The organism is Vallitalea maricola (genome assembly GCF_036985595.1).
GTDB classification, from domain to species: Bacteria; Bacillota; Clostridia; order Lachnospirales; family Vallitaleaceae; genus Vallitalea; species Vallitalea maricola.
Genome location: NZ_BTPU01000018.1, coordinates 44952 through 63425, shown reverse-complemented (window position 1 = coordinate 63425; position 18474 = coordinate 44952). Strand labels below are relative to the sequence as shown.

15 protein-coding genes, 1 pseudogene and 1 other annotated feature are annotated in these 18474 nt (G+C 33.5%); of the genes and pseudogenes, 15 read left to right on the top strand and 1 reads right to left on the bottom strand.

Annotation, left to right across the window (positions count from 1 at the left end; translation table 11 throughout):
• Nucleotides 1-22: 22 nt before the first annotated feature.
• The 6 genes from AACQ14_RS05995 (at nt 23) to AACQ14_RS05970 (ending at nt 7917) form a co-directional block, all read left to right on the top strand.
• The gene (locus tag AACQ14_RS05995; RefSeq protein ID WP_339362674.1) at nt 23-1879 is read left to right on the top strand and encodes a glycosyltransferase; all 1857 of its coding nucleotides are present in this window, start codon (nt 23-25) and stop codon (nt 1877-1879) included.
• Nucleotides 1880-3721 (top strand): polysaccharide deacetylase family protein, encoded by a 1842-nt coding sequence (locus AACQ14_RS05990; protein WP_339362673.1) that lies wholly within the window; start codon nt 1880-1882, stop codon nt 3719-3721. It begins immediately after the preceding gene.
• A 19-nt stretch (nt 3722-3740) separates the two neighbouring features.
• Nucleotides 3741-4796 carry a glycoside hydrolase family 18 protein gene (locus AACQ14_RS05985; RefSeq protein ID WP_339362672.1) on the top strand — a complete coding sequence of 352 codons (1056 nt, stop codon included), beginning with the start codon at nt 3741-3743 and terminating at the stop codon, nt 4794-4796.
• A 111-nt stretch (nt 4797-4907) separates the two neighbouring features.
• Nucleotides 4908-5144: a binding site (T-box leader), on the top strand.
• 73 nt (nt 5145-5217) lie between these two features.
• A complete protein-coding gene (locus AACQ14_RS05980) occupies nt 5218-6555 on the top strand; it encodes a sodium-dependent transporter (protein WP_339362671.1) in 1338 nt (445 codons plus the stop codon).
• A 190-nt stretch (nt 6556-6745) separates the two neighbouring features.
• Nucleotides 6746-6907, top strand: a complete 162-nt coding sequence (locus tag AACQ14_RS05975) for a hypothetical protein (protein ID WP_339362670.1) — start codon at nt 6746-6748, stop codon at nt 6905-6907.
• 272 nt (nt 6908-7179) lie between these two features.
• Entirely contained in the window at nt 7180-7917 is a 738-nt protein-coding gene (locus AACQ14_RS05970; protein ID WP_339362669.1) for an MBL fold metallo-hydrolase, read from the top strand.
• Between the two features lie 156 nt (nt 7918-8073).
• On the opposite strand, the gene AACQ14_RS05965 is transcribed toward AACQ14_RS05970, so the two are convergent.
• Entirely contained in the window at nt 8074-8346 is a 273-nt protein-coding gene (locus tag AACQ14_RS05965; protein WP_339362668.1) for an IS3 family transposase, read from the bottom strand.
• A gap of 186 nt (nt 8347-8532) precedes the next feature.
• Here AACQ14_RS05965 and AACQ14_RS05960 point away from each other — a divergent pair, with 186 nt between their 5' ends.
• From AACQ14_RS05960 to AACQ14_RS05925, 9 genes and pseudogenes are all read left to right on the top strand, one after another.
• Entirely contained in the window at nt 8533-8790 is a 258-nt protein-coding gene (locus tag AACQ14_RS05960; protein ID WP_339362667.1) for a response regulator transcription factor, read from the top strand.
• On the top strand, nt 8787-8906 hold the full coding sequence (locus tag AACQ14_RS24725) for a helix-turn-helix domain-containing protein (RefSeq protein WP_353514011.1): 120 nt from the start codon (nt 8787-8789) through the stop codon (nt 8904-8906). The genes AACQ14_RS05960 and AACQ14_RS24725 overlap by 4 nt, the downstream gene beginning before the upstream one ends.
• Nucleotides 8907-9629: 723 nt before the next feature.
• Nucleotides 9630-9743: pseudogene (locus AACQ14_RS24895) on the top strand (PadR family transcriptional regulator); the annotation flags it as partial.
• A 21-nt stretch (nt 9744-9764) separates the two neighbouring features.
• The gene (locus tag AACQ14_RS05950; RefSeq protein ID WP_339362666.1) at nt 9765-9992 is read left to right on the top strand and encodes a hypothetical protein; all 228 of its coding nucleotides are present in this window, start codon (nt 9765-9767) and stop codon (nt 9990-9992) included.
• A gap of 182 nt (nt 9993-10174) precedes the next feature.
• Nucleotides 10175-11407: a helix-turn-helix domain-containing protein gene (locus AACQ14_RS05945; RefSeq protein WP_339362665.1), complete on the top strand. Its 1233-nt coding sequence runs from the start codon at nt 10175-10177 to the stop codon at nt 11405-11407.
• A 109-nt stretch (nt 11408-11516) separates the two neighbouring features.
• Nucleotides 11517-13796 carry a glycoside hydrolase family 3 C-terminal domain-containing protein gene (locus AACQ14_RS05940; protein ID WP_339362664.1) on the top strand — a complete coding sequence of 760 codons (2280 nt, stop codon included), beginning with the start codon at nt 11517-11519 and terminating at the stop codon, nt 13794-13796.
• A gap of 361 nt (nt 13797-14157) precedes the next feature.
• Nucleotides 14158-15966, top strand: coding sequence for a sensor histidine kinase (locus AACQ14_RS05935; protein ID WP_339362663.1), 1809 nt, complete (start codon nt 14158-14160; stop codon nt 15964-15966).
• A gap of 1 nt (nt 15967) precedes the next feature.
• Complete coding sequence (locus tag AACQ14_RS05930) at nt 15968-17038, top strand: response regulator transcription factor (protein ID WP_339362662.1); 1071 nt, start codon at nt 15968-15970, stop codon at nt 17036-17038.
• A gap of 115 nt (nt 17039-17153) precedes the next feature.
• Nucleotides 17154-18437 (top strand): ABC transporter substrate-binding protein, encoded by a 1284-nt coding sequence (locus AACQ14_RS05925; protein WP_339362661.1) that lies wholly within the window; start codon nt 17154-17156, stop codon nt 18435-18437.
• The last annotated feature ends 37 nt before the right edge of the window (nt 18438-18474 follow it).

Here is an 18474-nt window from a genome sequence, read left to right as displayed (position 1 = left end):
CGATTGAAGGGATGAACAAAGAATGAAGTATCTGAAAAAGAAACGAACTGAGAAAGATATTTTATTAGAACAACGTCAAGATAGACGACTGCTTTCTAATGTTAAAGATATGGAAGAAAATAGAACCAATATTGATAGAAGAGGTAAAAATATTTTAAAAGATTGTGAAGGAAAAGCTGAAGATTTTATCAAAAGTAAGCGGGAAGGGATAAGATATCATGCTTCCTATGAGGTTAAAGTAATATGTTTTTTAGAGAGTGGTAAAAAGATATTTAGCTGTAGAGGAATTGATATTTCCGCAACTGGAATACTAATTAAGCTTTCTGACGAGAAAGAGCTTACATATATAAACAGTGCCTCAAGGGTTATTCTGAAATTTCGAATTTTGCCAGGAACTATGCCCGAAGGATATGAAATGAAGGTTAAAATAGAAGCACATATGACTAGAACTCAGAAAAATAATGAAAAAGAGGTTTTGTGCGGGTTTGAATTTAAAGAGACATTAACACAACATTTAAAGAAAAGGAAAGACCGTTATGTTCTTTTCATATCCAGTTTACTCTTGTTTTTTATTACTGTATTTATTCTTCTTATGCGTGCTGAAAGCATAATATATTTTAAGTTTAATAAATATTTATATCTATACAGTATAATAGCTGCCATTTTTCTTCTTAGCAGATATTTGTTTGGCGCTATGTATAGAGCTGCGCCAATTGATGAGAAACACACGCCAGGTGTGAGCATTTTAATTCCCTGTTTTAATGAAGAACAGTGGATTCAAAAAACTATACTAAGCTGTATTAATCAAGATTATCCTGTTGATAAGCTAGAAGTTATTGTAATTGATGACTGCTCAAATGACAGATCTGTTGATAAAATCAAAGAAATAGTGGAAAAGCTTCATGACGAAGCAGACTATTATGATACTAAGAATAGAGTACGATATTTTGTGCAAGAAAGAAATCAAGGAAAAAGAGATGCCTTGGCAAGAGGTGTAATAGAAGCTAAACACGATCTAGTGGTTTTTGTTGATTCTGACAGTTTCCTAGATCCTTTTGCTATTAGGAATCTAGTGCAGCCTTTTAAAGATCCAAAAATGGGAGGTGTATCAGGTAGAACAGATGTAGCTAATACATATACTAATGGATTGACTAAGATGCAGTCTGTACGTTATTATATAGCTTTTCGTATTATGAAAGCGGCAGAAGCTTATTTTGATGCAGTTACTTGTCTATCAGGTCCATTATCCTGCTATAAAAAAGAGATTATTGTAGAACATATGGATGAATGGCTGAACCAAGAGTTTCTAGGACAGCATGCCACTTTTGGTGATGACAGAAGCATGACAAACTTTGTGTTAAAAAAACACAGGACAAGCTATCAAGATACTGCTGTATGTACGACTATTGTACCCAAAGAATACTCTGTTTTTTTAAAACAGCAAATGCGTTGGAAACGCTCTTGGTTAAGGGAATCCATTATTGCTGGAAAATTCATGTGGAAAAAAGAACCCTTTATGGCTTTATTCTTTTATATGGGCTTAATTGTACCTATAGCCGCACCTATAGTAGTGCTTTATAACTTGATTTATGTACCCATTGTACAGAACGTATATCCGACAACTTTTCTTGTGGGAATACTGATGATGTCTTTTATGATGAGCGCTGCTCAGTTGCTTTTAAGAAAGAGTTCTACATGGGTTTTTGGTATGTTTTTCTGCATCTATTATGAAGCTGTTTTATTATGGCAGATGCCTATAGCATGGGTTACATTTTGGAAATCAACATGGGGGACAAGGATGACACCTCAAGATATAGAGGAACTCGAGAGAAAGGAAAAGAAGAAGGAATTCAGAAAAATAATGGAGGACAAGAAGTAGATGAAAAGGTATAAATTATCTTCAAAAAAAGATAGAAAAAAATTTTTAAGAAGTATATGTCAAGGAATAATCCTCATCTATATTCTCTATTTAATGTTAACTGCATTATTTACATTTAATGAGTATGAGAGTTATGACAATGTGACTCTTAGTTCAAATGGGTTTATTGCTATTTCTTATTTTGGAGTAGATAGATCAGGAAATGATACACTTATCAGTACTAGACGTTTGGAGGAGCATTTAAAGGCTTTGAAGAATTCAGGATATGTAACTATAACTCAAGAGGATGTTCTCGATTATTATGAAAAAGGTAAACAACTGCCAGAAAAATCCCTTTTTCTGATGTTTGAGGATGGAAGACGTGACACAGCCATTTTTGCTCAGAAAATCATGGAAAAATATAATTTTAAGGCAACCATGTATACTTATGCAGACAAATTTGCTAAAAATGATGTCAAGTTTCTTATGCCGGATGAACTCCTAGATATAGAAGACAGTACATACTGGGAACTTGGGACAAACGGGTACCGCCTTGAATATATTAATGTCTTTGATAGATATGACAATTATTTAGGAGAACTTAATGCCCTTGAATTTTCGAAAGTGTCTTCTTATCTAGATAGAAATTATAATCACTATCTTATGGATTATATTCGTGACGAGTATGGAATACCTAAGGAAAGTTTTAAAGAAATGAAGAAACGCGTTGAATATGATTATAATTGTATGAAAGAAATTTATATAAAAGAGCTGGGAAAAGTTCCAGCTATGTATGTTCTCATGCATTCCAATACAGGACAATTCGGAACCAATTCTAAAACCAGCGCAGTCAATGAAAAAGAAATCTATGATCTTTTTGCCATTAATTTTAATAGAGAAGGACATTCTTTGAATACAAGTGATAATTCCGTCTACGATCTTACGAGGATGCAGCCTCAATCCTACTGGTATTCCAACCATCTTCTAATGAGGATATGGGATGATACTGGGCAGGAGGTTAATTATGTTGTAGGAGATAAAGAAAAAGCTAAAAATTGGATAACATTAGAAGGGCAGGCTGAATTTAAGGAAGATTCTATTATACTAACTTCTATGCCGAAAGGAAGAGGGATACTTAGACTTAACAAAAACAAGATTAAGGATTTACAGTTATCTGTCTATTTAGAGGGAAATAAGTTAGGTTCTCAAACTGTATATATAAGAGCAGACAAACAATTGAAGAATTATATTTCTGTTCAGATAAAGAATAATACTTTATATGTTATGGAGAAAGTTGATGGTACTAAGAAGGAACTATTCAATCTTAATCTTGATGAATTTGATGGTATAGATTTCCAATCGGTAGAAGAAAATAAAAAAGAGGCTCAGAGAGTAGAATTAAAAACCAAAATTACCTATGGGAATACAGCAGATGAGAAAGAAGAGGCAAAAGAAGAATTAAAATATAAAGTTAAGGAAGAGGTAGATTCAGTAGAAGAAGGAGCACAGCTTTATATTCCTGAACTTGAATTAAAGGAAGCGGGAAGGAGATACCTTGAGGTGAGTGTTAAGGATAATCGTTTATCTATATTTATTGATGAAAAAGAAGCTGTTTCGGGTTTGGTGACAACAAACCTGTTAGAAGGTTTAATATGTTTAGAAGCAGCATGGGGAGAATATGGTTATAGTCAAAGAAATCTAGTGGATGATGTTTATGACGGGGTGTTTAAACAATTCTTAGTCAAAGAGTATGAATCAGGTGATATTCTATATGATGATATATTACATGGTATAGAAGCTATAAAACATAATGCAAAAGAAAAATGGGAAAACATTGTGAATTGGTTTATCAAGTCATTGTAGATGAAGGGGAGAGTAATAAATGTTAAGAAAAGGAATATGGATATTCGTTGGTTTGATGCTCATATTAGAGATTCTTGTGACAGGTTGTGGAAAAAAGACAGAACGGCTAGAGAAGGAAGAAAAGTTAGAAAAAGAAGAGTTGAAGATTTCTGTATGGGTGGCATACTGGGATATAGATAGGGTTTTACATGAAGTGAGAGATTTAGAAGAACATATTGAAAACTTCAGTTATTTTGCTGCTTATTTCAATCATAAAAACCAATTGATGATTCCAGAAAACACAACAGAAATTTTTCAAATCATACAAGAAAACTTTAGTGGTAATGACTGGGTGAATTATCTTACTATCGTTAATGATAAGATGAAAGAAAATGGTTCATCTTCCCTCAAAGATACCGAGGTTCTTTATGCATTATTTTCAAATGATGAGAAGATGAATAAGCATATAGATGAAATAATATCCATAGCATTAATAGGAGGATATGAAGGCATAGAAATTGATTATGAAGCTATTAAGAAGGATATGGAATTGTGGAAGATGTATTTGAAATTTTGCCAAAAATTATATATAAAGACTTCTGAAAATGATTTAAAGATGAGAGTTGTTCTGGAACCCAGTGCACCAATCGAAAAACTGACGTTACCTAAAGGTCCTGATTATATTATGATGTGCTATAATTTATATGGAACTGCTACAGAGGCAGGACCGAAAGCAGACGAAAAATTCATTAAGGGATTAATTAAAAAGATGTCTATAGTACCGGGTAATAAGGGATTTGCCCTTGCTACAGGTGGTTTTGACTGGAAGGAAGATGGGGAAACGAACCCTGTGTCAGAAATTCAGGCAGAGGAAATAGTGAAACAGTATAAGGCAGAGATTGAAAGAGACGAGAAAAGTCAATGCATTAAGTTCGTTTATAAGGATATAGAAGGTGAAAAGCATGAGGTATGGTATGCTGATACGGTCACACTCCATTACTGGATGGCTATCATTGCCCAATCAGGTGAGAATGTGATATCCATTTGGAGATTAGGTGGTAATAATAGCGAAAAGATGGCAAGTGGTTTCAAGTAAAGAAGATTAAATTCAAAGGTGGCAAATATTTATTTTACACTTACTAAGCCTAAACTAAGCTTAAGGTAACACTTGATTTAAATTAAATAGTGTGATATTGTAAGATAAATATGTAATGCGAAGAAGGAAACAAGTAAAAACAGGTAAAGTTTTATAGAGAGCATCCGGTTGGTGAAAGGATGAAAACTTACTGTCTTGAATACATTCTGGAGCAGCTGCCTGAAAATATGTTAGTAGGGTAAGACGGGTACGCCCGATACAGCGTATGTGTGTGTTAGCACACAAAGAGGAGTATTTTTTCAAGAATACTTAAACCAGAGGTGGTACCACGAAATTTTCGTCCTCTGTCCCTTTTTTATTAGGGACAGAGGACTTTTATTTTTGAATAGGTAAGTAATGAACTAATTTAGGAGGATTTTATATGGATATTGGAAAAAAACAAAAATCTGGAAGATTTCGCAGTCGTTGGGGATTTATTTTGGCGTCTGTGGGTTCTGCTGTAGGAATGGCAAATGTTTGGGGATTTCCAAATAAACTGGGGAGCAATGGTGGCGGTGCATTTTTACTAGTATATCTATTTTTTATTTTTATTTTTAGTTATGTAGGTTTACCTGCAGAGTTTGCTATTGGACGTCGTTCCAAAACAGGTACCTTGGGTTCGTATGAAAACGCTTTGAACACACGAAGTAAAAGAGCTGGAAAAATAGGTGGAGTTCTAGGCTGGTTACCATTAGCAGGCTCAATGTGCATTGCGATTGGTTATGCCGTTATTGTAGCGTATATATTTAAGGCTTTGATTAATTCCTTAACAGGCAATTTAATGACTGTAGACACTGGTAAGTGGTTTGAATCATTTTCACTTACGCCTCATTCTGTAATACCATACCATGTTATTGTAGTAATAGGCACTTTGTTTACGTTATTTTTAGGCGTAAAGAGTATTGAAAAAACAAATAAAATAATGATGCCTATATTTTTTATAATATTTATTGTTTTGGCAGTACGTGTTGCAATGCTTTCAAATGTAATGGAAGGTTACTTATTTATGCTTATTCCACGCTGGGAGGTACTCAAAGATCCAATGGTATGGATTTGGGCTATGGGGCAAGCCCTATTTTCACTATCTATTACCGGAAGTGGCATGATTGTTTATGGTGCTTATTTAGGAGAAAATGAGGATGTAATTTCTGTGGCTCGAAAAACTGCTCTTTTTGATACCATTGCAGCATTGATTGCAGCCTTGGTAATTATTCCTGCATGTTTCTCTTATGACCTTGATGTTGGAGCAGGTCCGGGATTACTTTTTGTTACACTCCCTACCATTTTACAAGATATTCCTATGGGTCGTATTTTTGCAATTATTTTATATATTGCTATGATTTTCGCAGGTATCAGCTCTTTGCAAAATATGTTTGAAGCAGTTGGTGAATCTTTGCTGCATAAATTTCCTAAACTCAATCGTAAAGGAGTTCTCTCCATTTTGTGTTTAATATGTTTGGGATTTGGAATAAATATGGAAGCTATCTTCCAGTGGGGTCCATGGATGGACTTTGTATCAATTTATATTATCCCTATTGGTGCAACATTAGGTGCTATTTGTTGGTTTTGGGTGATGAAAAAAGAAGACTTATTTATTGAAATCAATAAAGGTAGAACTAAAAAGCAGGGAAATACATGGTATTTTATCGGGCGCTATATTTATGTTCCATTTGTCATTATCCTTTGTTGCGTAGCTTTATTTATGAAAGTAGCTTTCTAATATAAATTTAGAAAAAGCCATAGATGCAAGAATAAAAAAGTGGATAACTTGGAAAGGAGCCATTGTAATCGAGGGGTTAGGAAGAAAAACTTATTTGTAGTGAGGTATACAGATATGCCATCAGTTTTGTTGGAGACTTGATATAAATTAAACAAGGGAATTCTGTTAGCCAAAAGCTATCTTAGAAAGATTGCTGACAAATACATACCTACCATCCTTTGAAGAAGTAAAAGATTATGTAAGAATCAATTATTCAAAGGATAAGTATGAAGAATATATAAATAGTCTAGTGGAAGAAGCTGACATTGAAATTAATGAAAAAGAATTAAACAAAATAATCGTTATAAGATAGAATAATGATATTATTGCTGCTCTTTTACAAGAGTATGACATCCAAGATGAAAACGAAGAGAGATTAAAATTTATAGAAAGCTAAGAAAGCAGCAAAAAGTATATAGTATCTTAGGATAATATATACATATGTTAAATAAAATGTTTAATAAAAGAAGACGAAGGAATAGAAAAAAACAGTATTATTTACAATAATAATATAAGTACTTGCTGTTGGAAATGGAATGTTGAAAAACAAGAAGTTAGAAAAATTATTTAAATGGAGGTATACTAATGACAGAAATAATTACGCTACGCTTACTATTTGAAATGGGGCAAATGAGATTTTATATCTATCCTGTTGTAATAAAAAATAATGATAATTTAATAATGATTGATGTAGGATATCCAATGTCTTTGCCAGCTATTGAAAAAACTTTTGATGAATTAGGATTAGATATACATAATCTTAGTCAAGTCATTTTGACACATCATGACCATGACCATATGGGGGCTATAAAAGAACTTGTTACAAAATATCCTAATGTTGAAGTGAAATGTTCCAATAATCAAATACCCTATGTTTTAGGAAAGAAGAAATCATTACGGTTAGAACAGGCTGAAATAAATGGAGAGTCGTTAAAAGGTGAGGCTAAAACATACAATGATGGGTTTATCCAAATGTTGAGAAGCGTCCAATATTTGGAGCATGCTACCACATTATCTGATGGTGAAATAATAAGTGAGGGAGTAAAAGTTATTGAGACTCCGGGGCATATGCCAGGACATATCTCATTATATATTGAGCCTGAAAAAACTTTGATTAGCGGAGATATGTTAATTTCTGAGGGTGGTGTGCTGGGTATTGCTGATAAACGTTTTGTGTTAGATGAAGAAGAGGAAATAAAATCACTAGAAAAAGTTTTCAACTATGATATTGAAAAAATTATTTGCTATCATGGTGGAGAGTATGCAAGTGATGAGATAAAAGAGGAATTAAGGAATATTATTAATAAAGGATATAGCAAATAATTATTATTGATAATGATAGTTTTTATATTTTCTATCTTGAATGATTACTTGTGTCTTTGTCTATACTAGAAGTTATGGATTTCTGCCAAGTAGACAGTGGAAAAAATAAAAGGTTATTATATCTCCAACTATTTTATGAAGTGGTTGGAGATATTTTTATGCTGCTTTGTTTTGTAAATAATCTCTGTATTCCATCGGTGTCATACAGTTAAGGCGTTTTTGATATCGGTAGTTGTTATAATAATCTATGTAATCGATAACTGCTTGTTCCAATTCATCGTATGTGTTAAGTTCCTTCAAGTAATACGTTTCTGATTTAATCATTCCCCAAAAGGTTTCCATTGGTCCGTTGTCTATGCATCTGGATACTCTAGACATTCCGGCATCATTCAGTTTTTTCTTAAACTTTTTTGAGGATCTTGTCTGCAAGATCAAGTATGGCACTAAGATAAGCTTTGCTTCCTAGTCCATATTTCATTTCCGTAACGTCAGTTAGCCATTTCTTCCCGAAATCATCTGCGTAGAACTCTCTGTTCAATACATTTTCAGCAGTTATTTAAGGTGTAGATTTTATAAAGTTCTTTCGTTTTTTTCTGCAAAATCAAGTGAGGAGATATGGTTAAAGGATTATTATGTGGTGGTGATGATTATATGATAAAGCCTTTTTCGTCGAAAGAATTACTTGAAAGAGTGTTTGCGTTGTCAAGACGAGAAAAGGCTAACAGGCAATTATCAGGAATACGTATCCACAATCTTTTTATCAGTAAAAATATGAATAAAGTTACCATAAATCACATTCAAGTTAGATTTACTGACATTGAATACAAGACCTTACTCTACCTCGTTAGTAATAGAGCAACAGTGTTAGTGTGAAGGAAATTTTTGAAAACGTATGGGGAGAGAAATTTATACTGTCTTCAAATAATAATGTGGTGGTTCACATTAAAAATATACGAAAGAAGCTGCAAGCCATCGATTCAGAATACTAATATATTCATACTGTATGGGGAAATGGTTATGTTGTCTATTAAGCATAAGCAATATAAAAAAATCATTAAGTGGTTTTTATTGGTTTCTCTTAAAATTTTACCTTTATTCGTAGTGACTTTCTTCATATTACATAAATTATCATTTTAGTATATTGACAATTTTTTAAACCTAAGACATACAGATACTTATAGTTAAAGGATATGCTATTAATTTTAAACATGATTCTTTGCTCTATTCTTTATATAGGTTTTATAAGCATCATTATAAAAAGACGTTTATCCTATTTAGACTATATCATTAATTGTATTCACCATATGAAAGGAGGGGATATAGAAGAAAAGACTATTTGACAATATCTTTACAAATGTTTTTCGTTATGGAGATCATTGTACTACTGTAACTCTCTCCATATGGCTGCTTGAGTAACAGCATCAAGCATTGTGGTCATTTCATCGGCTATTATATATGGATGCAAAGCTCTTACAATGCAAAACCGCAGAAGCTCCCCTCCTGAAAGCTCAATAGGAAATCTTGATAACCAGAAGTACAGTAGGAGCTGGTATGGTGACTAAGCTTATCGGGTAAAATTAAGAATAAGTGGAGTAAGAAATAATTACTAAAAATTAAGAAGGATGTGGTGATATGAACATTGAAAGTGCAATTTTAGGTCTTTTGAGCTGGAAGTCATTATCTGGCTATGACCTAAAAAAAATATTTGAGCAATCATATATAAAGCCTTAACACGACTGAGTAAGGACGGGCTTGCAATAACCGAAGTCCAATATCAGGAAAATACGCCGTCACGAAAAGTATATTCTATAACAGAAAAAGGACTTAAAGAACTAAGAAAGGCTATATTGGATATTCCTGATGAGCCTGAGTGGAGGAAGACATTTTTAATTCAGTTGGCTTGGGCAGATATGATTACTGATGAGGAACTTGTTCAACTATTAGTAAAGTATGAGGAAAAAATAAGAAACACGCTGCTCATGGAAAAGGAAAAGAAAAGGAGAGAAAGTTATATTCCTAACAGATCCTCAAGAGAAAAATTTCTTTGGGAAAAAATATATGAAAATATTTTTTAATCTCTTCAAAATGAACTGGATTGGATAGAGAAAATGCGTTCAGAATTAATATAATAGTTATTTGCAAATGCCTATACTAGCCATAAGAGCAGTGGAAAGTATTTATTTGACTTGTAGTTACTTTAGGTGATAATATAAGGATCATAGACTTGGTTGAATACTTGAATAATTTGAAGAAATAGGTGATTCTCATTAATAATGGATATTTGGCAACAATGCTATCTGATTTGAGTGATATTCCTTCATATGAATACAGCAGTGCAGGGGAATTATTGCGGTGCTATTCATGTCCAGATAGCTTAGAATTACTGCACTACCACCGTGAGATGGTTGATACGTTATTCTCTAAGCTGAAAGACAGCAATGTAGCTTATACAAAACTTGAAAAATTACCTATATGTATGTGCGGATTCAGACCAGATAACAGTGACAGTTATTTCTTCTGGGGACCTGTATGTTATAGGAATATGAACTTTCATGAAGTGAATTTATTTAACAGAATAATAGAGCATAAAGACAGCGTTTCCAAGATTTTCATGTGCAGTATGAGAAGAATTTTTTCTACAGTATCCTTCTTTATGTCAGTGGTGAATGATAAAATCATTACAGTTGACCAATTGTTTGAACTAGCGGACATATCTGTTTGTGGCAAGAAAGAAGATGAGGAACATTCAGATAAACTATATGAAAGGGATACGAATAAGACTAAATACCGATTAAGAATAGAAGATGAACTTCAGATGAATCACGCCTATTCAGAAGAACAGTTCTTCTGGGAGATTTTACGAAATGGTGATGTAGAGAGGATGAAAGAATACGTAAACTTTCCCGCACCTAAGTATCCACTTGTAATTGATAACGACTATTTAAAGAATGAGGAATATATGGCGGTAGTAGGTATAGCAGTTATTTCAAGAATTGCTATTGAAGCGGGTGTCTCTTCTTCAGAGAGTTTTCTTTTGAGTGATATGTTTCTCAAAAAAATATCTAAATGCAGATATGTTAGTGAGTTCATGAAAATAAGGTCAGAGTCGTTACTGGAATTCACAAAGCTTGTCAAAAATAGTAATGAAGGTAAAACACTTAATATCTATGTTGAAGATTGTAAGAAAGGCATTCAAAAGAATATATTTAATAAGATAAGATTGTCAGATATGGCCAATGATCTTGGAATGAATCCGGCATACCTTTCAAGAATTTTCTCAGAACATGTGGGTATGACGTTTTCCGAGTACATTCATAAACAAAAAATAAAGATTGCAGAAGAAATGCTTAAGTTTTCCGACAAGACAATAGCAGAGATTGCAGAATACCTGAATTATAGTTCTCAGAGTCATTTTGGTTATGTGTTTAAGAGCACTACAGGTATGACGCCTAGGGAATACAGAAGGAAGCATCATCCAGCAGAATTTTGAAGCTCGTAAAAATCATGACAATAAGTGAAAAATTCTGATATAATTCATTTCCTATCTTCAGTAAAATAATAATAGATTATATTTTAATATTATTAGAAGGGGAATATTAATGGAAAAGAAGAAATTAATCAATAAAATGAAACTTGAAAAAAAAGCCGGTTTGTGCTCAGGTGCTGACTTTTGGCACACAAAAGAAGTGGAACGACTTAATGTCCATGCAATTATGGTATCAGACGGTCCCCACGGACTTCGAAAACAGGATAAAGAATGGAATAGCTTGGGAATTAATGACAGTATTAAGGCTGTTTGTTTTCCAACAGGATGTACGGTAGCATCCTCTTTTGATAGAGAACTGATTTATGAAATGGGAAGAACATTAGGGAATGAATGCCAGGCTGAAGGTGTTGCAGTCATTCTTGGACCGGCAGTGAATATCAAACGTTCACCACTTTGTGGACGGAACTTTGAGTATTTTTCAGAAGATCCTTATCTTTCATCGACAATGGCAGCTTCACAAATCAATGGTATTCAAAGTCAGGGAGTCGGAACTAGCATAAAGCATTTTCTTGCTAACAATCAGGAATATCGTCGTTTGACGTCAGATTCACGAGTGGATGAGCGAACGTTGCGAGAAATTTATCTTGCCAGCTTTGAAAATGCAGTCAAAGAAGCAAAACCCTGGACTGTCATGTGTTCATATAATAAAATTAATGGTACTTATGCGTCTGAAAACCGAAGATTTCTTACAGAGGTTCTTAGAGATGAATGGGATTTTGACGGATTTGTTGTAAGTGACTGGGGTGCAGTCAATGACCGTGTTGAGGGTGTTAAGGCAGGGCTTGACCTTGAGATGCCTTCATCAGGTGGTATAAATGATGCCAAATTGGTGACTGCTGTAAAAGATGGAGTACTTGATGAGAAAGTGCTTGATACATCAGTTGAAAGAATCTTGAATATAGTTGAGCATTTCGAGAACAATCGTAATCATGATGCTGTATTTGACAGAGATGCAGATCATGAGATTGCTCGCAGGATTGCTGGAGAATCCATGGTGCTTTTAAAAAATGAAGGTATCCTTCCATTGAAGGTAAACCAAAAAATTGCTTTTATAGGTGAATTTGCAATAAAGCCAAGATTTCAAGGGGGAGGAAGCTCCCACATCAATAGCCATAAAATCAGTAATGTAGTAGATTCGGGATCAGCAATCAAAGGTATTGAAGTGATATATTCGAAAGGATATGATCTAGATAAGGACGAAATAGATGCTGTATTAATTAATAATGCTGTAGAAGCAGCAAAAAATGCCGATGTAGCTGTTGTATTTGCAGGGTTACCTGATAGTTACGAATGTGAAGGGTATGATCGCCGTCATATGAAATTACCTGAAAGCCACAATCAACTGATTGAAGCGGTTACAAACCTTCAACCAAACACTGTTGTTGTCCTACACAACGGATCGCCAGTTGAAATGCCTTGGGTCAACAAGGTTAAAGGTATTCTCGAAGCATATCTGGCGGGACAGGCTGTTGGTGATGCAATCATTGACATATTATTTGGTGATGTGAATCCTAGCGGTAAGTTGGCAGAAACATTTCCTATCAAGCTTGAAGACAATCCATCCTTCCTCTACTATACAGGAGAAAAAGATATAGTGGAATACAGAGAAGGTGTATTTGTTGGCTACCGCTATTATGAAACAAAAAAAATGGATGTGTTATTTCCATTTGGACATGGGTTAAGTTATACAACGTTTACTTATGATAATCTTATACTAGACAAGAGTGAGATGACAGACCAAGACGAGTTAATGATAAAAGTCACTGTTACAAATACTGGCGATGTATTTGGTAAAGAGGTTGTCCAGCTTTATGTGACACCTTCAGATGATGGAGATGCTATCAGACCAGTCAAGGAGTTGAAAGGTTACGAGAAAGTAGCATTGAATCCAGGTGAGAGCAGAGAAGTTGAGTTTATTCTTGACAAGCGTTCATTCGCTTACTTCAATACTATGCTAAATGATTGGTATGTTGAGCAGGGTAATTATGGAATTGAAATTGGAGCATCATCAAGAGATGCCAGATGTTATGAAACTGTATTTATAAAATCCACAAGAAAACTTCTTAGAACATATTCACTTAATAGTACATTAGGTGAAATTCAAAGTGATGAAAAGGGAAAAGAAGCAATCATGCCATATTTAGAGTCCATGGAGGCAGTTTTTGGTTCACATGATAGTTACGATAAGACAGAAGCTGCATCGGAGGCAATCACAGAAGAGATGAAGACTGCCATGATGAAGGATTTACCATTAAGAACTCTAGTAGGATTCGCTGGAGGCTCAATTTCGATGGATGAAATCAATGAGCTTTTGAAGGAACTCAATAGATAAAAATGCTGATATAGTTGTATTAGCGTTCTTACTATTATATATATCTAAGTAAGATAAATAAATATGTATAAATAGAAGCAGGAGGTTGAATATAAACCTTCTGCATTTTTATAGAAAACAATCATGATTCTGCATCATCAAGTAGAATGAAATTAACGTAAATTAATACTTTTATTTATTTGTTGCATACTATGAATACGAAAGCACATGTATGAAAATTTCTATGAAGACGAAGAAGTGAATATTAAAGCTTGTAATGTTAAAATATTACCAAATAGTATTAAGTCAGTAATTTTGATATAATAGGATAAATTTAGAAGTTTCACAAGGAATGTAATCTTTAATAAGAGGTGTCAAAATAATGAGATTAAAGTACTTTTTAAAGAAATACATATTAACACCATTGGTTCGTAGCATACGTATGAAACTGTTTGTATTGACTTTGACAGTTGCCATCGTTCCTTTAATGGTGGCAGCAGTTATTTCAAGACAAAATTCTCAGGATGCTATGGAACAGGAAATATTAACTCAGAATGAATCTAAGATGGAATGGGTGAATAGGGAATTCTATGGTAATGTGGAGCGTATTGACGAGTCGCTTACCGCCTTTTTTTTCGATAATAATGTACAGTTTTATACGTCAAAAGTAGATCAAAATGATTCTTGGCAAAAAGAAGGTATTCAGTTTTTTCGAACAAAGCTAAAAGCATATTTATTCGCTAATTTTAGAGACTTTATTACTGTGAGGTATTATTCTTTTGAAAGTAATAAGGTATTTAGTGCTTCCTATGAGCAAGATTTTTTAATTAATGAAATTAGCGATGATGAATTCAAAACAAATCAATTGTTTAAAAATGAAGGTGGGTTATTATATAATATAAAAGAAAAGGAAAAGGGACAGGTAATTGAAGGTCCTTATTTAACGAAAATATATCGACGATTTGATAATCAGGAAGTGATAAGTGCATTAGTCGTTAAGCTGAATTGGAACTTGTTTGAAAGAGCCGCTGGGCTCCTTAATACTGAAAAAAATAGTCGTGAATTCTTCCTTGATGGAGAAGGCAAGATTATTTATGAAACACATAAAGGATTAGAACGAGATAATAGTGATGAGATTTATGAATACGTAAAAGAATCAGATGAAGGAGGTTATTTGATTATAAATGATGAATATGTTTTTCATCGTAGATTATCCGAGGAACTTTATCTAGTTAAAACCATTCCTACCAGTATTGCTACAGAATTTTATAGGAAAACAATGTCTTCTCAACTCGTTATTATTCTTCTAACGGGGATAATAATTATTGGGATTATTTTGTTTTTTGGTGCTCAGTTAATGAAACCTATTAGATCTTTAACAAAGTCTATGCAAAATATTGATGATTTACTTGTGAGTGATGCATTACCTGAAACCATTGCAAAGACAAATGATGAAATAAAAGTGTTGGAACAAAGTTATCGGTTTATGATTGATAAAATAAGGAATCTTATTGATAAGGAGTATAAACAGCGGATAGAAATTCAATCAGCTCAGTTAATGGCTCTCCAAGCTCAGATTAATCCTCATTTTATGTATAATACGCTTCAGATGATTGGGGCAATGGCAGTAGAAAAAGAGGCAATGGAAATATATGAGATCATTGGTGCCTTCAGCAAAATGATGCGTTATAATATGCAGCTAACAGAAGAATTGGTTACAGTGGAACAGGAACTTGCCAATGTTGAACAATATCTGCAAATTCAGAAGAAGCGTTTTGACAAGAAGTTAATAGTTTATATTCACGTTCCTGAAAATACAAAACAAATTCTTATGCCCAAATTATCTATTCAGCCAATTGTTGAAAACTGTTTTAAATATGGTTTTGTTAGAACGGAAAGAGAGTGGATAATTGATGTGAGAATATGGCAAGACACAGGTGACCTATATGTATCTGTTAAAGATAATGGTCAGGGGATTACAGCAGGTAGACTGCTTGAGGTTCAAAGAAATTTGATTGGTGATGAAGAAGCTCCTTTTTATAAAAACGAAAACCTGGGACTTAAAAATATTGATGCTCGGATAAAGATGTATTTTGGTAGAACTTATGGTTTAAAGGTGGAAAGTGAAGAAGGTCAATATACAACAATTACAATGATTATGAAAGCTACTAAGAAAAAAGAGGAGGCTTGATATGCTAAAAGCAATTATTATTGATGATGAAAAGTGGGCAAGAAGCATTATCCGTAATTTGGGACAATGGCATGAATTAGGAATTGAAATTGTAGGGGAAGGAGAAAATGGTATAGATGGTCTTCAGTTAGTGGAAAAAGAACATCCAGATATAGTTATTACGGATATGCAAATGTCCAATATGGATGGTGTAGACTTTCTTAAGACTTTAAAGGATAAAGTTAAAGAGATAAAGATTATTGTTATAAGCGGTTATGATAACTTTGACTATATGAGGCAGGCTATACACTCACAAGCTATTGAGTATATTCTAAAGCCAGTTGATGCTGTTGAGTTGAATGAGGCATTGAAAAGATGTGTAAAAGAAATGACATTGCTAAAAAGCACATCCACATTGGCTCTTCATGATTTGTTTGAAGAAGAAGTTATTGTCTATATTATTGAGAAAGTTAAGGCCTTTCGTTCAGTTTTAAAAGGTACAGATAAAACAAAGGTGACTACTGTGCTTGCAGATTTAAAAAAAAGAATAAATTACACCAGTGAAGATCAAAGCATCTTTGTTCGACTCTTACATGACTACCTTTTACCTGTGCTAAGGGAAGAGATGATGGATGTTCTTAAAAGAAATGAAGAGATTAGAGCAATCTATGATCAACTGAAGATGGATGTTAAAGAGGGAATGCTTATTAACAATTATTTTGAGCGGGTTGAAGAATTGACCATAGCAGGAATTAATCATCGATATAATGAGATAAAAGAAACAGAAAAGCCTATTGTAGATTTAGCAAAAGAATATATTGATGTGGCATATAGAGAAGAAATTAGTTTAAGTGATGTGGCTGAACGATTTTTTATCAGTAAAGAATACTTAAGCAGCTCGTTTAAAAGTCATTATGGTATCACTTTAGGTAACTATATTTTGAAGAGGAAAATGGAAGAGGCAGTCAAATTGCTTGAGAAAGGAAATGCCCACAAAGAAATATCAAAGCATTTGGGATATAAAGATGTCACCTATTTTTATAAGGTTTTCAAAAAATATTATGGTTGTACACCTGGTGAATATAATTCTTAATATTTTACAGTGAGTTTCATTAATATTATCTAATGATTTTCTTTCAAAAAAGTTCTATACTTGCATTACAGGTTAACAAAAAACCTTAACGCTAACAATTATAAGGAGGAAAGACATGAAAAGAGTTATTGCAGTTTTGTTAATTTTATCCATGGTACTAATGGGGTGCGGTTCTGCTAAAGAAAATGATTCAACTAAGAAAGAATCTCCTACTAAAGGAACTGAAGCTAAGGAAGTAGAATTAAAACTTTTTATTGCTCAACCAAGATTTAGAGAAATATATGAAGACTATATTGACAAGTTTGCTGAAGAGTATGAACAAGAAACAGGTATTAAAGTAACTTATAGCTTGGAAATGCCAAGTGCTGATACTGCGAAAGAGATTTTAAAAACTAGATTGTCAACAGGTGATGATTTAGATATATTCGCATTCAATGCAATTAATGAAAAAGTTCAATATTATAAAGCAGGCTATCTTGAAGATTTAAGTAATGAACCATGGACGGCTGATTTATATGATACTGCTAAACAAGCGGTAACATATGAGGATAAAGTTGTTGCTTTGCCACTTGAAAGTTTGACATGGGGAATATTATATAACAAAGATCTTTTTGAAGAATTAGAACTTCAGCCAGCATTAACATTGAGTGACCTTCAAGCTAATACAGAGGCAATTGCAGCGGCAGGTAAAACGCCGTTTTTAACAGCTTATAATGAAGCATGGATACCACAGTTACTTTTACCGCTTACCGTTGGTGCATACGTTAATACAAGTAATCCGGATTTTATTGATAAAATGTATGTCGGTGAAAGTTCCTTTGAAGAAATAAAAGATATGTTTAATGTCATTGACCTGATACATACTAACGCTAATAAAAATGGTCTTGAAGTCGGCGGAGTGGATGGATGTGCTGAATTTGCATCCGGAGAATATGGTATGTGGGTACAAGGACCTTGGTATTCATCAACTATATTGGAATCAAATCCTGATTTTAATATTGGTGTAGCACCTTTACCAGTTAATGATGATCCTAAAGCTGCAATGATTAATGCTTCTGTATCAACATCTTTAGGAGTAAGTAAATTTAGTAAAAATAAAGAAGTGGCGAAAGCGTTAGTAGCCTATTTCTTGAATCCTGAAACGTCTACAGAATTTTTTACTTCTTGCCAGTTTAATCCAATTTCAAATATTCATACGTTTGAAGCGTATCCTTGGATTAATGAAGCAGTTTCTTATGTGGAACAAAGGAAATCTTATGTTGACCCAAGTATTCCTCAAGCGGTTAAGGATGAATCGGGTAAAGCATTACAAGGATATTACTCAAATACAGCTACAGCTGATGATGTGATTGCTGCATTAAATGAAGCTTGGCGATTATTCAATGAAATCAATCAATAACTAATAGTGGGTCACTTGGCCCACTTTTCTTTAAGAA

Excerpts from the sequence above, each read along its gene's own strand:
- AACQ14_RS05995 (WP_339362674.1), top strand. The coding sequence starts at position 23 with ATGAAGTATCTGAAAAAGAAACGAACTGAGAAAGATATTTTATTAGAA.
- AACQ14_RS05990 (WP_339362673.1), top strand. The coding sequence starts at position 1,880 with ATGAAAAGGTATAAATTATCTTCAAAAAAAGATAGAAAAAAATTTTTA.
- AACQ14_RS05985 (WP_339362672.1), top strand. The coding sequence starts at position 3,741 with ATGTTAAGAAAAGGAATATGGATATTCGTTGGTTTGATGCTCATATTA.
- AACQ14_RS05980 (WP_339362671.1), top strand. The coding sequence starts at position 5,218 with ATGGATATTGGAAAAAAACAAAAATCTGGAAGATTTCGCAGTCGTTGG.
- AACQ14_RS05970 (WP_339362669.1), top strand. The coding sequence starts at position 7,180 with ATGACAGAAATAATTACGCTACGCTTACTATTTGAAATGGGGCAAATG.
- AACQ14_RS05960 (WP_339362667.1), top strand. The coding sequence starts at position 8,533 with ATGGTTAAAGGATTATTATGTGGTGGTGATGATTATATGATAAAGCCT.
- AACQ14_RS05940 (WP_339362664.1), top strand. The coding sequence starts at position 11,517 with ATGGAAAAGAAGAAATTAATCAATAAAATGAAACTTGAAAAAAAAGCC.
- AACQ14_RS05935 (WP_339362663.1), top strand. The coding sequence starts at position 14,158 with ATGAGATTAAAGTACTTTTTAAAGAAATACATATTAACACCATTGGTT.
- AACQ14_RS05930 (WP_339362662.1), top strand. The coding sequence starts at position 15,968 with ATGCTAAAAGCAATTATTATTGATGATGAAAAGTGGGCAAGAAGCATT.
- AACQ14_RS05925 (WP_339362661.1), top strand. The coding sequence starts at position 17,154 with ATGAAAAGAGTTATTGCAGTTTTGTTAATTTTATCCATGGTACTAATG.